Source organism: Arthrobacter sp. 2RAF6 (assembly GCF_052115205.1).
Lineage (GTDB): Bacteria > Actinomycetota > Actinomycetes > Actinomycetales > Micrococcaceae > Arthrobacter.
The window spans coordinates 97687-111905 of the sequence record NZ_JBFRGF010000007.1; the positions used below are offsets into that span (position 1 = coordinate 97687).

Annotated in this window: 13 protein-coding genes and 2 pseudogenes; 5 read left to right on the forward strand and 10 right to left on the reverse strand. The window is 64.4% G+C overall.

Annotation, left to right across the window (positions count from 1 at the left end):
* Window positions 1-50 precede the first annotated feature (50 nt).
* The 3 genes from AB4Z38_RS07755 to AB4Z38_RS07765 form a co-directional block, all read right to left on the reverse strand.
* Window positions 51-176, reverse strand: coding sequence for a hypothetical protein (locus tag AB4Z38_RS07755; protein WP_441429194.1), 126 nt, complete (start codon window positions 174-176; stop codon window positions 51-53).
* Between the two features lie 34 nt (window positions 177-210).
* On the reverse strand, window positions 211-1092 hold the full coding sequence (locus AB4Z38_RS07760; protein ID WP_441429195.1) for an aldo/keto reductase: 882 nt from the start codon (window positions 1090-1092) through the stop codon (window positions 211-213).
* Between the two features lie 82 nt (window positions 1093-1174).
* Window positions 1175-2635, reverse strand: coding sequence for an MFS transporter (locus AB4Z38_RS07765; RefSeq protein ID WP_441429196.1), 1461 nt, complete (start codon window positions 2633-2635; stop codon window positions 1175-1177).
* 93 nt (window positions 2636-2728) lie between these two features.
* Between AB4Z38_RS07765 and AB4Z38_RS07770 the strand changes: the two genes are divergently transcribed.
* The 3 genes from AB4Z38_RS07770 (at window position 2729) to AB4Z38_RS07780 (ending at window position 5409) form a co-directional block, all read left to right on the forward strand.
* Entirely contained in the window at window positions 2729-3610 is an 882-nt protein-coding gene (locus AB4Z38_RS07770) for a helix-turn-helix transcriptional regulator (RefSeq protein ID WP_441429197.1), read from the forward strand.
* A gap of 143 nt (window positions 3611-3753) precedes the next feature.
* On the forward strand, window positions 3754-4377 hold the full coding sequence (locus tag AB4Z38_RS07775; protein WP_441429198.1) for a hypothetical protein: 624 nt from the start codon (window positions 3754-3756) through the stop codon (window positions 4375-4377).
* A 93-nt stretch (window positions 4378-4470) separates the two neighbouring features.
* Window positions 4471-5409, forward strand: coding sequence for a 5'-3' exonuclease (locus tag AB4Z38_RS07780; protein ID WP_441429199.1), 939 nt, complete (start codon window positions 4471-4473; stop codon window positions 5407-5409).
* Between the two features lie 41 nt (window positions 5410-5450).
* Here AB4Z38_RS07780 and AB4Z38_RS07785 read toward each other — a convergent pair whose 3' ends face one another.
* The 4 genes from AB4Z38_RS07785 to AB4Z38_RS07800 all read right to left on the reverse strand — a co-directional run bounded on the left by AB4Z38_RS07785 (window position 5451) and on the right by AB4Z38_RS07800 (window position 8523).
* Window positions 5451-6542: a hypothetical protein gene (locus AB4Z38_RS07785; RefSeq protein ID WP_441429200.1), complete on the reverse strand. Its 1092-nt coding sequence runs from the start codon at window positions 6540-6542 to the stop codon at window positions 5451-5453.
* A 436-nt stretch (window positions 6543-6978) separates the two neighbouring features.
* On the reverse strand, window positions 6979-7470 hold the full coding sequence (locus tag AB4Z38_RS07790) for a hypothetical protein (RefSeq protein ID WP_441429201.1): 492 nt from the start codon (window positions 7468-7470) through the stop codon (window positions 6979-6981).
* A 185-nt stretch (window positions 7471-7655) separates the two neighbouring features.
* Window positions 7656-7940 carry a hypothetical protein gene (locus tag AB4Z38_RS07795; RefSeq protein ID WP_441429202.1) on the reverse strand — a complete coding sequence of 95 codons (285 nt, stop codon included), beginning with the start codon at window positions 7938-7940 and terminating at the stop codon, window positions 7656-7658.
* Between the two features lie 193 nt (window positions 7941-8133).
* On the reverse strand, window positions 8134-8523 hold the full coding sequence (locus AB4Z38_RS07800) for a lipopolysaccharide assembly protein LapA domain-containing protein (RefSeq protein WP_441429203.1): 390 nt from the start codon (window positions 8521-8523) through the stop codon (window positions 8134-8136).
* Window positions 8524-9045: 522 nt separating this feature from the next.
* Here AB4Z38_RS07800 and AB4Z38_RS07805 point away from each other — a divergent pair.
* Window positions 9046-9612: an alpha/beta fold hydrolase gene (locus AB4Z38_RS07805; RefSeq protein ID WP_441429204.1), complete on the forward strand. Its 567-nt coding sequence runs from the start codon at window positions 9046-9048 to the stop codon at window positions 9610-9612.
* Between the two features lie 208 nt (window positions 9613-9820).
* On the opposite strand, the gene AB4Z38_RS07810 is transcribed toward AB4Z38_RS07805, so the two are convergent.
* The 3 genes and pseudogenes from AB4Z38_RS07810 to AB4Z38_RS07820 form a co-directional block, all read right to left on the reverse strand.
* The gene (locus AB4Z38_RS07810) at window positions 9821-10729 is read right to left on the reverse strand and encodes a prephenate dehydratase (RefSeq protein ID WP_441429205.1); all 909 of its coding nucleotides are present in this window, start codon (window positions 10727-10729) and stop codon (window positions 9821-9823) included.
* 86 nt (window positions 10730-10815) lie between these two features.
* Window positions 10816-11195 (reverse strand): annotated as a pseudogene (locus AB4Z38_RS07815) (carbonic anhydrase); the annotation flags it as partial.
* Window positions 11196-11777: 582 nt separating this feature from the next.
* Window positions 11778-13132 (reverse strand): annotated as a pseudogene (locus tag AB4Z38_RS07820) (phosphatidylserine decarboxylase family protein).
* Between the two features lie 134 nt (window positions 13133-13266).
* On the opposite strand from AB4Z38_RS07820, the gene AB4Z38_RS07825 reads away from it, so the two are divergent.
* On the forward strand, window positions 13267-14214 hold the full coding sequence (locus AB4Z38_RS07825) for a DUF5996 family protein (protein WP_441429206.1): 948 nt from the start codon (window positions 13267-13269) through the stop codon (window positions 14212-14214).
* Window positions 14215-14219 lie beyond the last annotated feature (5 nt).

Consider the following 14219-nt stretch of genomic DNA (forward strand, 5'->3'; position numbering starts at 1 on the left):
TCGGCCGCCTCGGAATCAGCCGTTTCTACAAACCTGCTGGGTCATGTCGGTCACCGTCGTCGTGCCAGCGGTGTCAGTTCGTGGGCTCCGTAACTGTTGTCATCGGGGTTGACGGTAACGCCTGGTGCGACGAGCTGGTCGGTGCGGTCCAGGACGTCGACGGGACGGTATTCCATGGTGGGTCTTCTCTCTGTCTTAGGTCTTGGGGTCTTAGGCTTCGGGAATGACCATGGCGAAGCGCTCCGGCCGGGCTTCGTCCGGGTCAGGACCGTTGCGGTTGCCGGTGTCGAGAGCGTCGATGGCGGCGAGCTCGGCGGCACTGAGTTCGAAGTCGAAGACGTCGAAGTTTTCGGCGATGCGTGCCGGGTTGGTCGATTTCGGGATGGCTGAACGGCCTTGGTGCAGGTGCCACCGGAGCATGACCTGGGCCGGACTCTTGCCGTAGGCCCGTGCGATGGCGGCGATTGCCGGGTCTTCCATGACGTTCCGCCGCTCCTGGCCCCAGCCGGGGTAGAAGGTGATCCCGCCGATGGGCGACCAGGCCTGGGTGAGGATCCCGTGTTCGGCGTCGGCGGCCTGGACGCCGGGCTGGGTGAAGTAGGGGTGCAGTTCGATCTGGTTCACGGCCGGGACGATGTCGGTCGAGTCGAGCAGTTGCTCCAGGTGGTGCGGCATGAAGTTGCTGACGCCGATCGCCCGCACCCGCCCGTCGGCGAGCAGGGTCTCCAGCGCTTTGTATGCGGCAATCGTTTTTTCGAAGCGGTCGGGGGCGGGCTGGTGCAGGATGAGCAGGTCAAGGTAGTCGACGCCGAGCTTGCCTGTCGCTTTGTCCCAGGCGTGCAGCGTCTGGTCGTAGCCATAGTCGCTGACCCAGACCTTGGTCTCGATGAACACTTCGGAGCGGTCCAGGCTCGAGCGGCGGATGCCGTCGCCGACTTCCCGCTCGTTGCCGTACGCGGCGGCGGTGTCGATGTGCCGGTAGCCGGCGGCAAGCGCGGCCTCAACGGCCGCCGTCGTCTGCTCGGGGGCGCTTTGGAAGACGCCGAGCCCGATGGCGGGCATTGTGACGCCGTTGTTGAGTGTTAGTTCCATGTCCATGCCTTTCACGGTATGCAGATGTGCTGGGTTGTGGGAGTGCATGTCAGTACCCCCTTTGAAGCGGGGGTCGGGAGGTTCAGCGGGCGGCTTCGAGCTGCGGGGCAGGGCCGGGCTCCCGGGGGGTCCTGGTGCGGCGGGCCGCGAGGTCGGCGGGCAGGATGAAGGCTGCTGTGGCGGTCAGGGCCAGGAGCAGGAGGATGCTGCCCGTCGTGAGGGCGGCGCTGACCTGGGCCGCCAGGTGCGCGACGGCGGAACCCGTGATCGGGACGGTGGCTGCGGCGGCGACCGCGATGCCGAGCCCGAGGCAGGTGCCGACCTGGTGGAAGGTGTTCACCAGGCCCGATGCCGCGCCGGCGTCGGACGCGGGGGCTCCTGTGATGCCGAAGGAGGTCAGGGGCGCAAACGCGAGGCCCTGGCCGGCTCCGATGAGGATCATCGGCAGGGCCACCCCGGTGAGATAGCTGGAGTCGATACCGGCGCGGCTGAGCCAGAACATCCCGGCGAGGGTGAGCAGTATCCCGGCGAGGAGCGGGAGCGAGCCCGGCATCTTGCCAACGAGCCTGGGGATGCTCATCGCGACGGCGAAGTTCACGGCCGTCATGGGCAGGAACCCGAGACCGGCCTGCAACGGGTCGAAGCCGAGTACTTCCTGCATGAATTGGGTGGTAAAGAAGAAGAACGCGATCATCGCCCCCAGGTAGAGGAAGCGGGCGAGGTAGGCGCCGGTGCGGCGGCGGCTCCGGAACAGGCGCAGCGGCATGATCGGCTGGGCCGCCGTGCGTTCGATCAGCACGAACACGAGCAGGAGCACGACGCCGGCGCTGACGGCTGTGACCGTGACCGGCGAGTTCCAGCCGGCGTCGGCGGTATTGATGATGCCGAACACGAGAGCTCCGACACCGAAGGTGGCGCTGAGCGCGCCGAATGCGTCGAAGCGGCCGCGGGTCCGGCCTGATTCCGGGATGAACCGAGGAGCGAGTGCGATCATCGCGGCGCCGATGGGCACGTTGACGAAGAACCCTGCCCGCCAGGAGATCCAGTGGGCCAGGGCGCCGCCGACGACCAGCCCCAGGCTGGCGCCGATCCCTGCGGTGGCGCCGTAGAGAGCCACGGCCCGGGTGCGCTCTCGGCCCTCCGGGAAGCTCGCGGTGAGCAGGGAGAGCGAGGCGGGCGCGACGATCGCAGCCCCGATACCCTGCACGGCGCGGCCGGCGATCGCCCACCAGCCCTCCGGTGCGACGCCGATCAGCAGCGAGGCGATCGAGAACACCACAAGCCCGAACACGAAAACCCGCCGGCGGCCGAGGAGGTCTCCTGCCCGGGCTCCGAGGAGCAGCAGGCCGCCGAAGACCAGCGTGTACGCATCCTGGACCCAGGAGAGCTCGCCGGTACTCAGCCGCAGATCCGCCTGCAGGCTCGGCAAGGCAGTGAAGATGACCGAGTTGTCCAGCAGGATCATGAAGTAGCTGAGGAGGATGATCGTCAGGATCGCTCCGGGGTGGGAGGCTGTTGCCGGTGCAGGTTTCATGCTTTCCATGCAACCGTGATTCTGTGCGGGCCGGGAGTCACGGCCGTTCCGGGTAACGCCAGTGCCTCCCTCGTCCCGTCGACCGCGCGTAGCGTGGATGCCATGACACACAGCGACGACGTGCGGAAGTTCCTGACCTCCCGCCGCGCAAGGATCACCCCCGATGAGGCCGGGCTGCCGGTCTACGGCGGCAACCGGCGGGTTTCCGGGCTGCGCCGCGAGGAAGTCGCGATGCTCGCGGGGATGAGCATCGACTACTACATACGCCTTGAGCGCGGAAACCTCTCCGGCGCCTCGGATAGTGTCCTCGAAGCCCTCGGCCGTGCATTGAAGCTCGACGACGCCGAAACGGCCCACCTTTTCGACTTGGCCCGCGCAGCCTCCGCTTCGCCCCTGGTGCGGCGCAGGCACAGCCCGCAGACCGTGCGGCCGAGCGTGCAACGCGTCATCGATGCGATCACAGCCGCGCCGGCCTGGGTCCGCAACGACCGCGGGGATGTCCTCGCCGCCAACGAACTGGGCCGTGCACTCTATCTGGACATGATGGCAGAGGTGGCCACCCCGCCGAACAGCGCGCGTTTCACCTTCCTCAACCCGAAAGCGCGGGAGTTCTTTGCCGACTGGGAACGCGCAGCGGATGACATCGTCGCCGTCCTGCGCTCCACAGCCGGAAAAAACCCGTATGACAAGGACCTCACGGACCTGATCGGTGAACTCTCCACCCGCAGCGAGGAGTTCCGCACCCGGTGGGCCCGTCACGACGTGAAGTACCACCGGGCCGGCCGCAAGCGCCTCCACCACCCGATCGTCGGCGACCTGGACCTGAGCTTCGAAGCGCTGGAGCTCCCCGCCGACCCGGGGCTGCGCATCAACGTCTACACGGCGGACCCCGGGACCCCGTCCGAGGATGCCCTGAAAGTCCTCGCCAGCTGGGCCGCCACCCAACCCGAAACCACACACGCAGCGGTCAAAGAGAAAAAATGACGACTGTCCGACCACGTTATCGACCTAAGCAGCTGTGAATGATACCGTCGTCGCTGGCTAGACATTTGGGATTTCAGCACGCCATCGCATGGGGATCCATATCCCCACCACGTGCATTCCGTAATTCGTCTCAGGGGGGACAAATGAAGAAGTCTATTGCAGCGCTTGCACTTGCAGGAACAATCGCACTGACTGGCACCGCTCCGGCCGTGGCAGCCACCACCTACCCGGCGCCGGGCAATGAGTACGGAACCGTTTCCGACGGCACCATAGCTCGCGGCGAATCCACCACATTCTCCGGCAGCGGCTATATAGCCGGCGAAACCGTCAACATCACGTTCCAGCGGACCGGCGGCAAGAAGGCTTCGGACGGCGGGCGGCCCGCTCCGTCCAACTTCAGTGTCATCGCTGACGGTACCGGCGCTTTCTCCACCACCATTACCTTCACAGACGGTGGCAACTACATGATCGGCGCTGTCGGCGCCACGTCCGGCAACAAGCGCTGGGCAGCCGTGGTTGTGAATTCCGGCAATGGCGGAGGCAACAACGACGGCGGTGGCAACCACGGCGGAGGCAACGGCAAGGGCAATTCCGGTCTCGCGGCTGTTTCCAGCGTTACCGCCGCTGGCACCGGAACCGGCGAGGCCAGCACCGTTGCCGAGTCCAACCTGGTCATGTGGTCGCTGGTCGGCGCAGGCGCTTTGGCCGCCAGCGCAGCATCCACAGCGGTGATTCGCCGCGTCAAGAAAGCAGCAGCCAAGGCTTAGGCTCCAGGCAATACGTCGTCGCAGGGGGCGGGTGCTTCTCCGTACACCGGAAAGCACTTGCCCTTTGCGGGTTCGTGGATGTAAGGATCGGTTATGCCCCAGCGCCTGATGCTCTTAGATACGGCCTCGCTGTACTTTCGCGCCTTCTTCGGCGTGCCCGATTCGATCCGCCGCGCCGACGGCACTCCGGTGAACGCCGTTCGCGGCCTGCTGGACATGATCGCGCGGCTCACCTCCGACTATGGGGCGACGCACTTGGTGGCGTGCTGGGATGACGACTGGCGTCCGCAGTGGCGGGTGGACCTCATCCCGACGTACAAGTCGCATCGGGTCGCCGAGGCGCTAGTGGGTGCTCCCGACGTCGAAGTGGTGCCGGACGCGCTGCAGGCGCAGGTTCCCATGATCCGGCAGGTGCTCCGCCTCGCGGGCATCGCCGTCGTCGGGGCTGCCTCGCATGAAGCCGACGACGTCATCGGCAGCTACGCCAGCCAGGCGAAGCTTCCTGTCGACGTCGTGACGGGCGACCGCGATTTGTTCCAGGTGGTCGACGACGCCCGCCATGTCCGGGTCATCTACACGGCGAAAGGCATGAAGAACCTCGAGATCGTGACCGATGCCGTCGTCGTCGGCAAGTATCGTGTGCTGCCCGAACAGTACGCCGACTACGCGACGCTTCGCGGCGACGCGTCCGACGGGCTGCCGGGCGTCGCAGGGATAGGCGAAAAGACCGCGGCGTCGTTGCTCGCGACGTACGGCACCCTCGACGCGTTGCTCGCGGCCGCGATCGATCCAGGCAGCGGGCTGTCCGTGCCCGTAAGGTCGAAACTCGCCGCCTCCGCCGACTACCTGGCGGTTGCTCCCGTTGTTGTGAACGTCGCGCGCGGCCTCGCACTGCCCACTCTCGAAGAGGCCGGAGCGCGGTTGCGCCCCGTCGTCGGGGACCCGCGCCTTGAGCTCGAGCGTCTCGCTACCGACTGGAACCTCGGCGGCTCGGTGAAACGATTGCTCGACGCTCTCGAACTCCGTCAGTGAGGGGACATAAGCCCTGCGACATGATCGGCGCTGCTGACAAGTCAGCTGGCTGGTGAAACTGGGCTGGTGCCTGCTGTGGCTCGCAACTTGAGCGTGAGCGCGCCGAGGGCGAGCATTTCGAGTCCGGTCCATGCGAGCGTCCCGCCCCAAATTTCAGGTGAGAAGCTAAGTGCCCCGTCGTGGAGCGCCACACCGGCGAAGTACGGGGCCCAGAAAACGACGGGGGAGAGGCCTATCGCGGTCATGAGCCTTGCGTGACGGTCCGGCTTGGGTCGCACCACCGCCCAAAGCACTCCGACGAGGACGGCACCGAAAAGGGCCACCGACAAGAGCCAGGCGTCCCGCAACGCGACCATGATCTGCAGGGATACGGAGGGGAGCAGTGCCATGGCCGCGGGCACCGCGGCGTGCAGGCGCCAGCGCAGCGACAGCAAGAGGACGGGCACGAAGAGCACCGCCGTCGAGACGAAGAACGACGCCAAAGAGACCATGATGCTTGACGACGTCGGAATCGTCACCGCGGGCTGCGCCCCGCCACCGCCGGTGTATGTCTGGATGAGTCCATGGCGCGCGAAAACCGCGAACTCCTGCAGGATGAACGCCGCAACCATACCGGAGAGCATGGCGCTCACGATGGCGGGCATCAGCTGCGGCCATGACCGCTGGGGTGAGTGCCATGCTGAGGAGAAGGGCGCGCTGAGGATGAGGAAGCCGCCGGTCGCGAGCCCCAGATGGGACGGGCTGAATAGCGCTTTGAGGCCCTGTTCAATGCCGAATACCGAATGCCAGGCGAAGTCGGCCGCCCCGGAGACGAGGAAGAGGAGGACCCCGGCCGCCGCGGTCCCGTAGCCGGCGGGGATCGCTTCCGTCCACCGCGCGCCGGGGGCGTGCCGGCGCCAGGTCAGGGCGGCGATCCAGGCGGCGCAGGCAGCGAAGCCCGAGTAGAGGATCGCGTGCCACGGAGTGAAGAACGTCTCGAGGTCACGGAGGTTGTTGTGAGCCCAGCCGTCAACATAGGTTCCGGTGAGGAGCCAAACGCCGGCCGCGAGGGTGACGATGTCTTCAACGGCAGTCGTAGGGCGGTGAGCTGATACCGGCGGAATCGCAAAGGCATGAGCTGCTGTGGCGTCCATAGCTCCACAGTAGGTCTCGCCGCCTTCCGCGGCGAGAGGCAATCCCCTTTGGCTGCGACCCCTGGCCGCTGCGCCGTTTGCGGTGCCCGTTGACCAGGCTTTCTGATCGTTTTCGCCGCCCTCATCGCCTGGACCGTCTGGGACCGGAAACGACGGCAAGCGTCGTGGTCTTCCTGGGGGCTCGGCGTCAGGGGTTCATCCGGTCCGCGTGTGCGGCGGTTATCGCCGGTTTTGGTCCGCGAGGGGACAGGTGAACGGGTCCGCTGCCGTGAGTCCAACCTTGTTGAGGTAGCGGATCACTATTGCGTACGAGCGCAGCAGCCCCGTTTCGGTGTGGGCGATCCCCTCGGCGTCACAGTGGGCCTTGACCCGTTGGCGGACTTCTCTCAGGTGCGGACGGGGCATATCCGGGAGCAAGTGGTGTTCTATCTGGTGGTTAAGGCCGGGCGATCTGCACGGCGATGAATGCGACGGCGATGGCGGGGGAGAGGACGAGGAAAAGCAGGCCGACGTAGGCACCGGAGCGCAGAACCAGCATGGCCATTTCAAGCCACCGGTACTTCACCGGCGCACGCCGGAGCAAATACTTCAACGAGTCAATATGCAGCGTCCATCCGAGGAACAAGAGCAGAGGGAAGAGCAGGTAGCCTTGGTGCGTGAAGACGACGCCGGAGGCGCCTGCCACCGCCAGCTGAAGCCAGGAGTCTCCTAAGAGGAAGAAAACCACCCAGATCCCGGTCCCCATCACGACCAGGATCGTCAACAGGACGAGGTAGTAGCGTTGGCACCGCCGGAGCATCCCGGCGTCCCGAACGGTTTTCAGGAGGCCCGCATAGCTGCTCGTGACCTTGTTGATCCGGCTCCCGGGCGGAGCAGGTCGGGGCGGCATCGTGAACGCGGGCACGGACGGTGAAGGCTGGTTGGTCAAGGGCAAATGGTTGCCCCCTCGGATGCGCTGATAGCGCGCTGCCGGGGTCCGGGGCAACACCACCGGCCTAGGCGCGATTGGCCCCACCCGTCCAGAGGAAGGGATAGCGGGCGGGAACATTTCAGCCGGTCATCGCCAAAGCAATTGGATCGCCAGGGTCTTCCGGGCACCGCAGCCATGGGACGTCAGGCGGTGACAGTAAATGTTTCCACTGAGCGTTGGGTGGTCCGGCCGGAGCTGAGCCGGTATTCGGCACGGACTTCGACCTCAACCGCCGCGGGAACCACGTCCCCGAACTCACCGGACGCACTTCGTTCACGTGCATACGCCACGGCCAGGTCTCTGGTGCTGAATTCCGGAGATGAAACGAACGGCCCGGCATTGATGATGTAGAACACCCGCTGAACCCGGGCACCGGCAAGCTCGTGGGAGGGATCATGGGCCTGATCCAACGGCTGGTCTTCTGCCACCCTTATCCTCAATTCATCCGGAATCCACTTTACCTCTGCGTCCGGGCCTGATGGTGGCGAGCAGTGGAAACAAAGGTACTCTCGGGCCTGAGCTGGGAGCGGTCCCGACGGGAGAGGCGCGGCGTCAAGCGATTGGCCCGCCCGCGTGCTTGAAGCAACGCGGATGAGGACTCACCTGATCGTGCGCCGGGACTCAGGCTGAATTCGACTTGTGCTGTGTTCTTCGTATTTTGCGGGCGTCTGACCGGAGCTGAATGATCCTTGCTGCACCAGCTGCGGCTACCAGAACGCCTCCGGCGACTGCGGCAATGAACAACGCCATGCCCAAGGAGACCGTGCCCGCTAGCCCGAGGAAAAAGACGTTGACCGGCTGCTGGTTCTGCAGGATGAAGATGATCAGCAATATCAGCGCGAGCAAGGCAACGACGACTGCGGCCCAAACAACTCCGGCACGGGTGGTTCTAGGCTTTGGGGCAGCGTAAGCGCCCAGCGGTGCGCCGGTTGGCAGGGAGGTGGTTGCAGAGGGCGGGGAACCGTCGGGCTGCGGATCGGGTATTTCGGGTGTCGCCTGGTTCGAGGTCATGATGGTCATCCCTTTGTCGATTTGTTGCTCGGGTCCTGCTTATCAAGCATCGCCTGGCCGGATCCAAGAGACCTTGCATGCGATTGAATCCGTGCCCGGTCCTGGGGAGTCGGTGCCCGGTCCGGGTAGCCCGCGTCCCGGTTGTGCTGCTTGGCTGCGCCGATTTCCCCGCAGGTTAGGCCGGGAGTTTCGGGCGCAATAGAATATAATAAGCATACTTACTGAAATGGGTGCGTGACGTCGTTCCGTCTGGCCCATCCAAGGAATTCCTGACCTTTCCTGGCGTGCAGTCAGGATTATCTGAACGGTGCTGAAAGGAAGAGGCTTCGAAGCGGGCCATGCGGGAGGGATCACTGGCCACGACCTGGATCCGGAATCTTACGTCCGGCGGCATCAATAGCAGGCTCTACGAGCGGGGGCCCTTCGGTCGGCGACGCCCTCGCCACCGTGGGATAGAGACAGCGCCACCCGGGAAACCCATAGTCGCAAGCAGAACCGATGGTGCCTGAAAGTATCCGGGCAATGACACCCGAGCGCAAAGCCCGTAACCATAACAGCCGCCGGGCGGGTGCCAGGCCGAAAATGACGGTCCGGACCGTCTCCTTGGTCTCGCTGATGTCGCATGCATATTCCCTGGCCGGCACTCCGTCCAGATCCGTGAAGCCGGTTTTCGTACTGCTGCACGGCATCGGAATGTCCCGCTGCTACCACCGCAGGCTTCAGACGGTCCTGGCCGGACAGGGAGACACTCACTCCATCGATCTACCCGGCTTCGGAGGGACCCCCAAACCCGACCGGCAGATTTCCGTGGCCGAGTACGTCGAAATCATAGCCGGGACGCCAAGCGATAGGCGCCGGTCCCGTCGTCGTGGTCGGCATTCGATGGGGAAGCAATTCGCCACAGAACCGGCCGTCCGGCGCCCTGAGCTCGTCTCCCATGTTGTGCTCATCGGTCCGGTGGTGGATTCGGAGCGCCGGACCCTGTTCCGGCAGTCCCTCGCATTGGGACTTGATTCCCTGCTGGAAAGCCCCTCGGGCAATGCCATCATGTTCACCGATTACGCCCGCTCCGGAGGGACGCTTCCTTGAGATACGAGGCAAACCGCAGGTCGTCCAGCAGGGCGCGCCCGTGCGGATCGCGGCTGGAATACTCGCACTCTCCCGCGTTTGAATCTACACGCAGCCAGACGTCAGCGCTGGCCCTTGAAAACGCTTTTTGGGCCGCTGCATCTCGCCGTGCTTCGCCCCGAGCGCGATGACCCACGCGGCGAATGCCAGAATGGCGAACTGCAGCAACTCAAAGCGACAAAGTGGGCTTTGGGGTGCCAGCAGGCGTTGTGCCTGGATTGACGGAATCGGTGAAGCCCAGGCTTCGGTAAGGAGCAGCAGCATATACGCCGAGAACCCTGACCTCATCGGTGAAGAATTCCAGCTCCTCGAGCGCAAGGCGCACAGGGGTGTCGGATGGGTGCCCTTCAACATCCGCCATGAACGTGGTCGCAGCAAACTCGTTACCCACCATGTAGCTTTCCAGGCGCGTCATATTCACACCGTTCGTTGCAAAACCACCCAGAGCTTTGTATAGGGCCGAGGGGACGTTCCGAACCCGGAATACGAAGCTGGTAATCACAGGCCCGGGCAACTCGTCCCGGGTGTGCTGCTGCCGCTCCCTGGACAGGGCGACAAACCGGGTCGTGTTGGTGGCGTCGTCCTCGACGTCTTCTGCCAAGACATCCAGCCCGTACATCTCGGCGGCCAGCGGAGGCGCCAGCGAGACCTTGGAAGCGTCATTCCAGTCGCGGACCTCCCGTGCGGAACCAGCCGTGTCGCCCGCGACAACTGGTTTCAGCCCGAGTGTCCGGATCAGCTTCCTGCACTGGCCGAGGGCATGAACGTGGCTGTGCACTTCTTGCGCCTGCTCGAGGGTGCTTCCGGGTATGCCCAGCAAGTGGAATCGGATCCTGAGAAAATGCTCGCCCACAATCTGCAATCCGGATTCAGGCAGGAGGACATGGATATCCGCAACCCGCCCTGCGATGGAGTTTTCAATCGGAATCATGGCGAGATCCGCATCGCCGGATTTCACTAGTTCGAAAGCATCTTCGAAGCTGGGGCACGGCACTGGCTCCATGTCGGGGAACATCTGCAGGCAGGCGATGTTGGAGTTAGCGCCGGGCTCTCCTTGGTATGCAACTTTACGAACCATGGAGCAAATAGTGTCACATTTTGCCGGGTGGCAAGCACCGCACGGGGTTAAGGACGGGACAGGCCAACTTACCTCCTCGGCGGTACCGGGCTCTTGCCCGTTGAACTGGTTGCAAGGAAATGCCAGGACGGTGAAGCCGAGTCGTGTCCGAGGACGACGATCAGCGGGACACGGAGTACCGGGATTGCGTACTCGAGCGAGCCGAGAACCGCGTCGTCGATCACGTGCCCGGCTGTGCGCACCACGAAGACGTCGCCGAGGCCGACGTCGAAGATGATCTCTGCGGCGAGTCGGGAGTCCGCGCACCAAAGACGACTGCGAACGGATTTTGGGTGGTCACCAGCTCATTGCGCCGGGAGGCGTTCTGGTTCGGATGCAGCGAATCTCACACGATGAAGCGCTCGTTGCCATCAAGCAGGCGCCGGCCCGTTTCCTCAAGCGAGCCATTAGCGTTCGTTGGCGGAATCAGGTCCCTGGCTATCTCAGTCGTGGCTGCATCGGTAGCGCAGCCGGAAACCGGGTTGAAAGATCCCTGGACCGTCTTCCTTCAGGTGCGAAACGGCGGCACGATGAAGGAGAGCAGAACCCGTCCAACGATGGAAGGGAGTGAGCAGCGTGGATGAGCAGAGATCCGGTCGACGTCCGAGGTTTCCGGGGTGGGAAGTCGGGCCGGTGGCGGTCGGGCTGGGCCTGGTCGCCCACCTGGTCTCGGGCGGCGCGTCTCCCGGTGTTCCGGTGCTGATGGCGCTGACGGCTCTGGTGAGTATGTGCGCTTCGCTGCTCGCCCGGATAAACCTACCGAATTGGTTATTGCTCGTTCTCTGCGGCGTGGCCCAGCAGGTTCTGCATCTGGCCTTTGAACGGCTTTCCGGGACCTTTTCGGTTGTCGCGCCTGCCCAACATCAGCATGCAGCGACGGGATTGCAGCCTGGGCAGCTGACCGCGATTCCATCGCTTGCGTCCGGGCACTCACCGGATTTGATGCTGGACACCCACGTTGCCGCAGCCTTGCTGACAGCGCTCCTCGTCGCCCGGGTGGACATATCGCCTACGCGGGCGTTGACTCTGCTCCATCGGAGGACTCCGGGAGGTCGACCCAAAGCCGATCCGGGCACCCCATAGCAATTCCCCACCAACCGTCGTCCTCAGGACTTGGCGGTCGCAAGCTTCGACCGGACCCGCACGAGGGGTGCGTTCGGATCCTGCGGTTGGGGGATAGCGATGAGAGCGAACTGGTCGATAACACCGGGGCGGAAGACAGGCACTCGGTCGAGCCGCCGAACTGGAAGTACCCCAGCTCGTCGCCCTTGTTCACATGGTGGCCCGGGACTATCTCGGGATCGATGACGCAGGACGAGACCTCGACCATGCCCACGGGGATCACCGCCATGAGGCCGATGACGGGGTCGTCGGCCTGGATCAGGATGATCGCGCGGGCCGCGACATGGGTCAGATATGACTGCGAGAGGGTCGGCTCGACGGCGTTAGCCACCTAGGAGTCTGCCTCGGAGAAGTACGTGCCGTCCTTGAGGTACGCCCGCACGATCGTTCCGGCGACGGGAGCGTGCCATCGGTGATAGTTGAGCGCGCTCAGGAACGCCTGGTACACAGTTCCGCCGACAAAGTGTTCCACCGCCTCGTCCCGGGCGAGCGGGTCCTCGAGGCAGTGGGGCTGGTTCTTGACCCAGAACCGGCTCTGGCGTTGAACGTCGGAGCTTATCTTGTATGGGGTCGACTCGCAGGCACTGACGATGACTTTGTCGTCCTCGGGTGCGGCGACGGGTCTGGAGGTGGATGTGAGCCGGCGGGTGAAGAAATCGTTCCACGAGGTGAAGCCCCAGTGCTCGGCGAGGGCATCGTGTTGATAGTCGTCCATCCCGACGACCTGCCGCGCCTTCTGCGACATCCACCCCGACGGCGAGCCGTTGAGCACATACAGGGAGTCCTCGCTGCTCAGGAACACGCACCAAGCGTTCAGTATCTTGCGAACATGGCAACGACCCGGGGATCGCGGTGGGCCGCGAACCCGGCTTCGGTTCCCATGGTCCAATCTAGGATCGCTGTCAACGGCGTGGTGACCATGCCGCCTTCGCTGAACTCCGGGGCAGTCGTCAGGACCTCGTTGATCAGCCGGAGCATCTGGTCAACGCTCGTGAGGTGCCGTTTGCGGTAAGGCTTCGACTTCGGAACCTGCTCGATCATCTCGGTCATATAGAGGCGGACAACAGGATCGCTGGCGATCAGTTCCTTGAACTCCACGATCACGGGATGCAGAGGAGCATCCCCGCCCCGCGCCTCCACCCGTTCCCGGTAACCGGCAATCCATTCCTCAAGGTCGTCTTGTCGCTCGGGCAGCCAGCCACCCAGTCGTCGGACACGGTCGGATGAAGCATTGATTCGCATAGCGCCGAGCCTACGCGCCTCCTCACCGGGACGGGACCCAGGCGGTTCCGGCGGTAAAGGTGGCAGAATTGTCGCCACGGAGACTATGGACGAGGCGCCGTTGCCGACTGGCCGCGACGCCGGAAGGACCCGCGATGGACCAGTTTGGAGGCCAGATGGCTCACCCTGGATGGCCCCGGCTTCGGGTTGATGATTGGACCCCGACCCGGGAGACCGTGCACATGTGGACCCAGATCATCGGAAAAATCCGCATGGCGCACACCCCGATGCTGAACCACTGGTGGCAGGTGACGCTGTACGTCACGCCGCGCGGGCTGACGACATCAATGATCCCGTATGCCCGCGGTGCCTACGACATCGAATTCGATTTCCTTGCACACCGGCTGCACATACGCTCCAGCAACGGAACTTCAGCGTTCGTCGTTCTCGGAGCCAAGTCGGTGGCCGAATTCCATTCCGAGGTATTCGAAGCCTTGGGCAGGCTCGGTATCGAGGCGTCGATCCGCGGCGTTCCGAACGAGGTGGACCCGGCCATACCCTTTGTCGAGGACCATCAGCACGCCTCCTACGACCCGGAGCCTATCGGGCTGTTTTGGCGGCAATTGGTCCAGTCGGACCGGGTCCTGAACGAATTCAGGTCCCGTTTCAGGGGAAAGGCGAGTCCCGTGCACTTCTTCTGGGGCAGCATGGACCTGGCGTACTCCCGCTTCTCCGGACGGGACGCGCCCACCCACCCGGGAGGAGTCCCGAACTGCGCCGACTGGGTGATGGTGGAGGGTTACTCCCACGAGCTCAGCAGCTGCGGGTTTTGGCCCGGGGGAGGGGACGAAGGAGCCTTCTATGCCTACTCCTATCCCGAGCCCGCCGGCTACGCCGAATATGTGAACGACGTAGACGGGGCCGCCTACAACAAAGACGGCAGGCTCTACGTCCTCCCGTATGAAAACGTCCGCACGGCGTCGGACCCCGACAAGATGCTCCTGCGGTTCCTGCAATCCACCTATGTGGCGGCCGCGGAGACGGGACAATGGGACCGCGCAGCGCTGGAGGCGGATCCAGCCCGTTGGCGGCGCGGACGATGAGGCCA

What these genes read in the sequence shown, in the direction of transcription:
- AB4Z38_RS07760 (WP_441429195.1), bottom strand. Translation starts at nt 1,092, where the DNA reads ATGGAACTAACACTCAACAACGGCGTCACAATGCCCGCCATCGGGCTC.
- AB4Z38_RS07775 (WP_441429198.1), top strand. Translation starts at nt 3,754, where the DNA reads ATGAAGAAGTCTATTGCAGCGCTTGCACTTGCAGGAACAATCGCACTG.
- AB4Z38_RS07765 (WP_441429196.1), bottom strand. Translation starts at nt 2,635, where the DNA reads ATGGAAAGCATGAAACCTGCACCGGCAACAGCCTCCCACCCCGGAGCG.
- AB4Z38_RS07810 (WP_441429205.1), bottom strand. Translation starts at nt 10,729, where the DNA reads ATGGTTCGTAAAGTTGCATACCAAGGAGAGCCCGGCGCTAACTCCAAC.
- AB4Z38_RS07805 (WP_441429204.1), top strand. Translation starts at nt 9,046, where the DNA reads ATGACACCCGAGCGCAAAGCCCGTAACCATAACAGCCGCCGGGCGGGT.
- AB4Z38_RS07770 (WP_441429197.1), top strand. Translation starts at nt 2,729, where the DNA reads ATGACACACAGCGACGACGTGCGGAAGTTCCTGACCTCCCGCCGCGCA.
- AB4Z38_RS07785 (WP_441429200.1), bottom strand. Translation starts at nt 6,542, where the DNA reads ATGGACGCCACAGCAGCTCATGCCTTTGCGATTCCGCCGGTATCAGCT.
- AB4Z38_RS07825 (WP_441429206.1), top strand. Translation starts at nt 13,267, where the DNA reads ATGGACCAGTTTGGAGGCCAGATGGCTCACCCTGGATGGCCCCGGCTT.
- AB4Z38_RS07800 (WP_441429203.1), bottom strand. Translation starts at nt 8,523, where the DNA reads ATGACCTCGAACCAGGCGACACCCGAAATACCCGATCCGCAGCCCGAC.
- AB4Z38_RS07755 (WP_441429194.1), bottom strand. Translation starts at nt 176, where the DNA reads ATGGAATACCGTCCCGTCGACGTCCTGGACCGCACCGACCAGCTCGTC.
- AB4Z38_RS07780 (WP_441429199.1), top strand. Translation starts at nt 4,471, where the DNA reads ATGCCCCAGCGCCTGATGCTCTTAGATACGGCCTCGCTGTACTTTCGC.